The 6,624-nt window shown below is 44.3% G+C and carries 4 protein-coding genes; 3 read left to right on the top strand and 1 reads right to left on the bottom strand.

From position 1 onward, the window contains the following. The 3 genes from FWE23_11005 to FWE23_10995 form a co-directional block, all read left to right on the top strand. Positions 1–3,171, top strand: a 3,171-nt coding sequence (locus FWE23_11005; protein MCL2845954.1) for a hypothetical protein, incomplete at its 5' end; no start/stop codon positions are given. Between the two features lie 188 nt (positions 3,172–3,359). Beyond that, complete coding sequence (locus FWE23_11000; GenBank protein MCL2845953.1) at positions 3,360–4,619, top strand: diaminopimelate decarboxylase; 1,260 nt, start codon at positions 3,360–3,362, stop codon at positions 4,617–4,619. A gap of 2 nt (positions 4,620–4,621) precedes the next feature. Then, entirely contained in the window at positions 4,622–5,863 is a 1,242-nt protein-coding gene (locus tag FWE23_10995; protein MCL2845952.1) for a DUF2225 domain-containing protein, read from the top strand. A 14-nt stretch (positions 5,864–5,877) separates the two neighbouring features. On the opposite strand, the gene FWE23_10990 is transcribed toward FWE23_10995, so the two are convergent. Next, positions 5,878–6,624 (bottom strand): peptidoglycan DD-metalloendopeptidase family protein (locus FWE23_10990; GenBank protein MCL2845951.1); only part of this gene is annotated, 747 nt, incomplete at its 5' end.

The following is a 6,624-nucleotide window of genomic DNA, read 5'->3' as shown; positions in this document are numbered from 1 at the left end:
GTCGGCGGACTAGTAGAAAGAGCGGGGGTATCCGGAATAATAAATTCATACGCAACGAGTAATATTGGTCCCGTCGTCTCTGGTAATATTATTTTTGCCGGCGGACTGGTGGGATACGCTGTTTCTGTTCCTAATCTCAATATAATAAATTCATACGCAACCGGTAATGTTATTACTAATCATACTTCTACTGCTAGTGCCGGCGGATTGGTAGGGGAAATGCATGGAATTGTTAATATTACAAACTCTTATGCGAGCGGAACGATAAGAACTGACGGAACACCGGTATTCGGAGCAGGAAGACGGGTAGGCGGAATAATTGGTAGATTAGCAAGTGCCGGAAATCATAGATATGTTGCAGTGTATTACAATTCAGCAGGAGCAGGACATGCGATAGAGGGCGGCGCGGTGGCGGGAATTACCGCAAGAACTGTGGCACAGCTTCAGATTCAAAGCAATTTTGTGGGCTGGGATTTTGTAAACACTTGGGATATAGCCTCTACAACGAATAACGGTTTTCCTTTTTTAATCAGGAGAGCAGTCGGCGCAAGGGTTTCGGTTCCGACTGTCGCAGAAAGAACGCTCAACAGCATTAGAATAAACGCTGTTGCTTCACCGGAAAACGGGCAAGTGGCGGAGTATGCAATAAATACAACAAACCACGCGCCTATAAGCGGTTGGCAGAGAACTCTCACATTTAGCGGATTGTCGGCGGGAACAACTTATTACATTTTTGCTCGTTCAGAAGCAAACCGCAATTTTTACGCAGGTTTGCCATCTGTAGCGCCGGGAGTTAAAACCATTAGTCAAGGTATAGCAGTTTCTTCTCCTGCGCTTGTTGTTGAAAAAACGACTAACAGTATTACAATAGCTGCAGTTGCCGCTCCCGCAAACGGACAAACAGTAGAATATGCAATAAGCACAACAAACACCCCGCCCGAAACTTGGCAAGAAACGCTTACATTTACGGGACTTTCAGCGAGAACAGTATATTTTATTTTTGCGCGCTCAAAAGCAAACAACGATTATTTGGCAGGAGCAAGCTCCAACTCTTTGCAAATTACAACTTTTGATTATGGCGCGGAAGTATCGGCTCCGGAACTTAGCAACAGAACGCATAGCAGTATTACAATAACTGCGGTTCCCCCTCCTCTCGCAAGCGGGCAAACAGTAGAATATGCAATAAGTGCGGAAAACATTGCGCCTATAGATGGCTGGCAAGACGGATTGGTGTTTAGCGGGCTTACCATAAACACAAATTATTTTATTTTTGCGCGCTCAAAAGCAAACGATACTCATATTGCAGGCAAATCTTCTTTGCCATTACAAGCTTCCACTGCCAATATGGAAGTTTCGACTGTTTTGTCGCCGACTCTTTCGACAAGGTCGCACAACAGCATTACAATAAACGCAGTTGCCGCTCCCGGAAACGGACAAACGGTTGAGTATGCAATAAGTACAACAAACACTGCGCCGTCAAGCGGCTGGCAGGACGGACTTGTATTCAGCGGGCTTGCGGCGGGAACAAATTATTTCATCTTTGCTCGCTCAATACTTAAAGACGATTATATTGCCGGAATACCGTCTTTGCCTTTACAAGTCAGAACTTTGACGAACGGACTGGAATTAAGCGGGCTGGGAACGGAAAGCGACCCATTCCAAATATCCACAGCGGCAGAGCTCGCGAAACTTGCGGAATTGGTAAACGTCGGCAACACTACCTATCGAGGCGCGCACTACATACTAACGAACGACCTCGACCTCAAAGAATTCTTGTCCGAGGGCAATCCCGGCTACAACAACGGCGCGGGGTGGATGCCGATTGGAACTAACGGAGCAAACAGTTTCCAAGGAACATTTAACGGCAACGGAAAAGTGATAAGCAATCTTAAAATCGACCGCGTAGGAAATTCAACAGGAGATCCAATAGGACTGTTTGGCTTCATACGGGGCGGCACAGTTAGAAATCTCGGACTTGAGAACGCAGACGTAAAAGGTGGTTTTAATGTTGGCGGTATAGTTGGATATATTGAAAGAGAAGGCGGTGTACACAGCCCCAGAGAGGGCAGAATAACAAACAGTTTTGTTGCAGGAGTAATCAGCGGCGTAAATTCTGTCGGCGGCATAGCCGGATTTGTTGAACAAGCCAGCGTCTTAAATTGTTATTCTACGGCTGCGGTTAGTTCTACCGGTGGTGTTGCAGGAGGTATAGTCGGCACTATTAGCAGCGGCATATTTGCAAACACCTTTGCTGTTAGAGATAATGCCGCGCTTAATTTGAGTGTAAGCGTTTCGACTCAACATGTCGGGCGCGTGTATGGAATGTTGAATCCTTTTTCGGTAATTACTCGAAGCAACAATATTGCTTTTGCTGAAATGACGATAACGGCTGGCGGCAATCCCAAAGACCCCGTCGGCAATGCGGGCGACCACGAGGACGGATTATCGCGAACAAAAGCAGAATTGCAAGATTTTGACTTTAGCATAGGCGGAATATTTTCGACCGCCCGCATTCCGCAATTTTTATGTATTCACGATTTTACCGCACAAACTCGAAACACAGAAACATCGCGCAGTGCGGCAACTTGCACATCGGCGGCAACATATTGGTATAGTTGCAGTCGTTGCAACACGATTTCAGACGAATTGTATTTTACCCACGGCGAAGCGACACCTTGCGAAGATAAATATTGCAATGTGCATAACCCAAAATGCGATAAATACCCTTGCACTTGCGGCAGAACCGACTGCAATGTTCCGCATACCTGCGATGACGAAAATTGTCTGATTTGTAAACCAAATTTTATTCGCGACAGACAAACAATCGATAGTCGCTACGGTATCTTTATCGAAAATGTGATAGTTTCCGATGTCGCCAAAATTTCGGTAATCACCCCTGAGCCCGCAACGGTGAATTTGCGGATTATGGACAATTTGGGAAATGTTGTGTTTTCGACGGACGGTGTAGGGGCGGGGTTTGCCCGCCCTGAAAACAGAACGAACGGCGATTTGGGCGGGCAGACCCCGCCCCTACAAAATGCCGTCGTCTGGAATTTAACCAACCAATCAGGCAGATTTGTCGCCAACGGCGCATACCTGATTATCGTCGAAGCAACAGGTATCAGCGGAAAAGCGTACAGATATTCCGCAAGAATCGGCATAAATCGGTAAAGGTTTAACCTTAAAAGAGCGGTAAGAATTTTACCGCTCTTTTTTTGTCGCCTGTTCCTCGCAAACCGGGTAAAATATCCCGTCTTTTTTAATATTTAGCTAAATTCGTCGCATAAAACGAATTTCCCTTGCGGGGGAGTGCGAAAAGTAATTATTTTGTCGACATATTTAGTTTAGGAAAAGAAAAAATGCCGAAAAAAACAGTGCCGTTTTCAAAGAAACAGATTGAGGGTTTGCGACAAATTGAGCAAACTCCATTTTATGTTTACGACGAAAAAGCGATACGCGAAAATGCGCGAAATCTGAAAGCCGCTTTTGCTTGGGCGGATTTTAAGGAGTATTTTGCGGTAAAGGCGAATTCTAATCCGTATCTTATGAAAATACTTAAAGAAGAAGGCTTCGGAATGGATTGCTCGTCGCTTGCGGAACTTGTTTTGTCAAAGGAAATCGGCGTTTTGGGCGAGAATATAATTTTTACGGCAAACGACACCCCGGCGCATGAATTTATGGCGGCGAGAGAACTTGGCGCGATAATAAATTTTGACGATATTAAGCACATAAAATACTATGAAGAAAACGTCGGGAAACTTCCCGAATTAGTGTGTTTTCGCTATAATCCGGGGAGCCTTAAAAAGGGGAACGCCATAATCGGCAACCCTACCGAGGCAAAATACGGCTTTATGAAAGACCAGCTTTTGGCGGGATACGAATACTGCAAAAACGCGGGCGTAAAGCGTTTCGGAATTCACACGATGGTTGCTTCCAACGAACTTGATTACAAATATTTTGTTGAAACGGCGAAAATCCTTTTTGAAGAAGCGCGCGATATTTCCAAAAAATTGGGGATTACGTTTGAATTTGTGAATTTGGGCGGCGGAATCGGAATTCCTTATCGTCCCGAGCAAGAAGCGGTTGATTTGCAGAAATTGGGCTTAGAAATAAAAGAACAATACGAAGAAATTATTGTGAAAAACGGACTTGCCCCGCTAAAAATCCTTATGGAATGCGGACGAATGATAACGGGACCTTACGGATATTTGGCGAGCACGGTTTTGCACGAAAAAGACACATACAAAAAATTTATCGGGCTTGACGCTTGTATGGCAAACCTTATGCGCCCCGCTCTTTACGGCGCGTATCATCATATAAGCATACTTGGAAAATTGGAGGCGCCCAACGAAATTGTCGCGGACATTACAGGCTCGCTTTGTGAAAACAACGACAAATTTGCCATCGACAGACCTTTGCCGAAAGTTGAAATCGGCGACATTTTTGTAATTCACGATTCGGGAGCGCACGGTTTTGCTATGGGTTTCAGCTACAACGGAAAAACAAAGTGCGCGGAATTTTTAATGAGAGAAAACGGCGAGTTTGTAAAAATTCGTCGCGCGGAAACTATAGATGATTTATTGGCGACTATTGACCTTAAAATGTTAAAGGAATTTTGATTATGGCTGGGAATCTTATCAGAACGCGATTGAAAGCGCTTTTTTTGAAGGACGATTTGGTTAATCAGTATATTGAAAAATACGGCGAGATTTTGAATTTGAGCTTCGTGGAGCAGTTCAAAGAGGAATTAAGATGCATGGAAACAGGCGAAGAGCCTACAATAAATCTCAACGCAAGTTTGCAGGCAAAGCCGGAAAGTTCTCCGCAAGCCGCCGCCAGCAACAAGGGGGCGCACGCCAACAAATATATCCGAATAAAACTGAAAGCCATCTTTCTGAAAGAAAGTTTAGTCGATTTGTATCTTAAAAGATACGGCGAAATTATAAATCAAAAATTCATTGACGAACTTAAGGAAGAAGTAAAAGAACAGAAGGCGAGCGGCGGCAGTGAAACGGAAATAAGCGAAAAAGCGCTTGGCGACGCCATTTTTGAATTTGAGTATGTGTGCCCAATTTGCCGTTATGCCAATGTTGTCGGATACCACCTGCGCTCAAAAAGTTTGGTAATAGAAGAGACGCTTCTTATCGTTCCGCATTATTCGGCTTCGTCGCAATACGGCGCGGTCGATTATACCGTTTTGCAGACGGCGGTTTGTCCGAAATGTCTTTTTGCTTCGCCCGACCCAAAAGATTGGACGAGAGTTAACACGTTTAACGGAACAATTACGGACAGTCAATTGCTTGTTCACAGTGCGCTGATTAAAGACATCAAGATGCAAGAGAAAGAACGACACGCAAGGTATCCCGATGCCAAAAGCAATTTGAAATATTTCCTTCGTCCCAGAGACGCAAAAAAAGGACTTGAAAGCATAGAACTTTCGATTATGCGCGCAATGCTCGAAAAAGAATATTCGCTTCCTGCCGTAAACTACAAAATCGGCAAGCAGTATCTTAAATATGCAGACATCAAAGCAAGAAACGGTGAAGACCCGACCGAGGCGCGCAAGGAGGCTGAAAAATATCTTTCTGCCGCGATAAAAGAGTCGGATTGCGATAATCTTGCTTTGGAAATGGAATGTATGTATCTTGTTGTAGTTATGGCTTTGGCTGGTAAAGATAAAGATAAGGCGGCGTCGTTCATAAGAATAGCAAGAGACCTTTTAATGCAGAAACAACAACAAAACAAAGAAGAACCGAAAGCCGAGTTGCGCACGGAAATTACGATTGTGGAAAAATGGCTCAAAAGAATAGCAAATCAGTGGGAATTCAGAGACGACCCGAGTTATTTTAACAGTAATCTCTGATTTGTTTTTGGGTATTATCTTCTGACAAGCCACTCCAGAGGGTCTTCGGCGACGTTGTTGCGGCGGATTTCAAAGTGTAGTTTGCTTCCCACTAAAGAGCCGCTTTCTCCGACTGTCGCTATAACCTGTCCCTGCCTTACTCTTGCGCCTCTTTCAACGCGGCTTTCGTCTAAGTGCGCGTAAATTGTCAAAAATCCGTTGAAATGATTTACTATCATAAGTTTTCCGTAGCCGCGCATTCTGCCTATAAATTCTACCACTCCCGCGGCGACAGATTGTATCGGCGTGCCGTTTGGCGCCTCTATTCCAATTCCGTTATTGACGATAGTGGTTCTGTATTCGGGGTGGACAATTCTGCCGAAATTTGTTATTACTCTGCCGTTTACCGCCCAAGGCAATGCGCCTCTTTGTTCGGCAAAATTCGCCTCTTCTTCTATCGCTCTTTGGGCGATTTCGGCAATAAGGCTTTCTATTGTTCTGCTCAATTCTTCTTGCGCGACTTTGTTTTCGGCTATCGTTGTTTCCCATCGGTCTCTTTCGCTTCTGATTTGCCTTAAAAATGTTCTTCTCTCTGAAATTTGTGAATTTACGCGTTCGTTTTCTTCTTGTCGTTCGCTTAAAAGTTCGAGCAAAATTGCGTTTTCCGCTTCGTAAACAAGGCTTAATTCTAAAAGTTCACTCTCGTTTTGTCTTATTGTATCTAATAAATTTCTGTCGTATCTGTTCAAATCCTGCATATATCTTATGCGATTTACTATATC

This window comes from Chitinivibrionia bacterium (assembly GCA_009779925.1).
Lineage (GTDB): Bacteria > Fibrobacterota > Chitinivibrionia > Chitinivibrionales > Chitinivibrionaceae > WRFX01.
The sequence above is the reverse complement of the archived record's forward strand: the minus strand, read 5'-3'. Positions and strand labels throughout refer to the sequence as shown.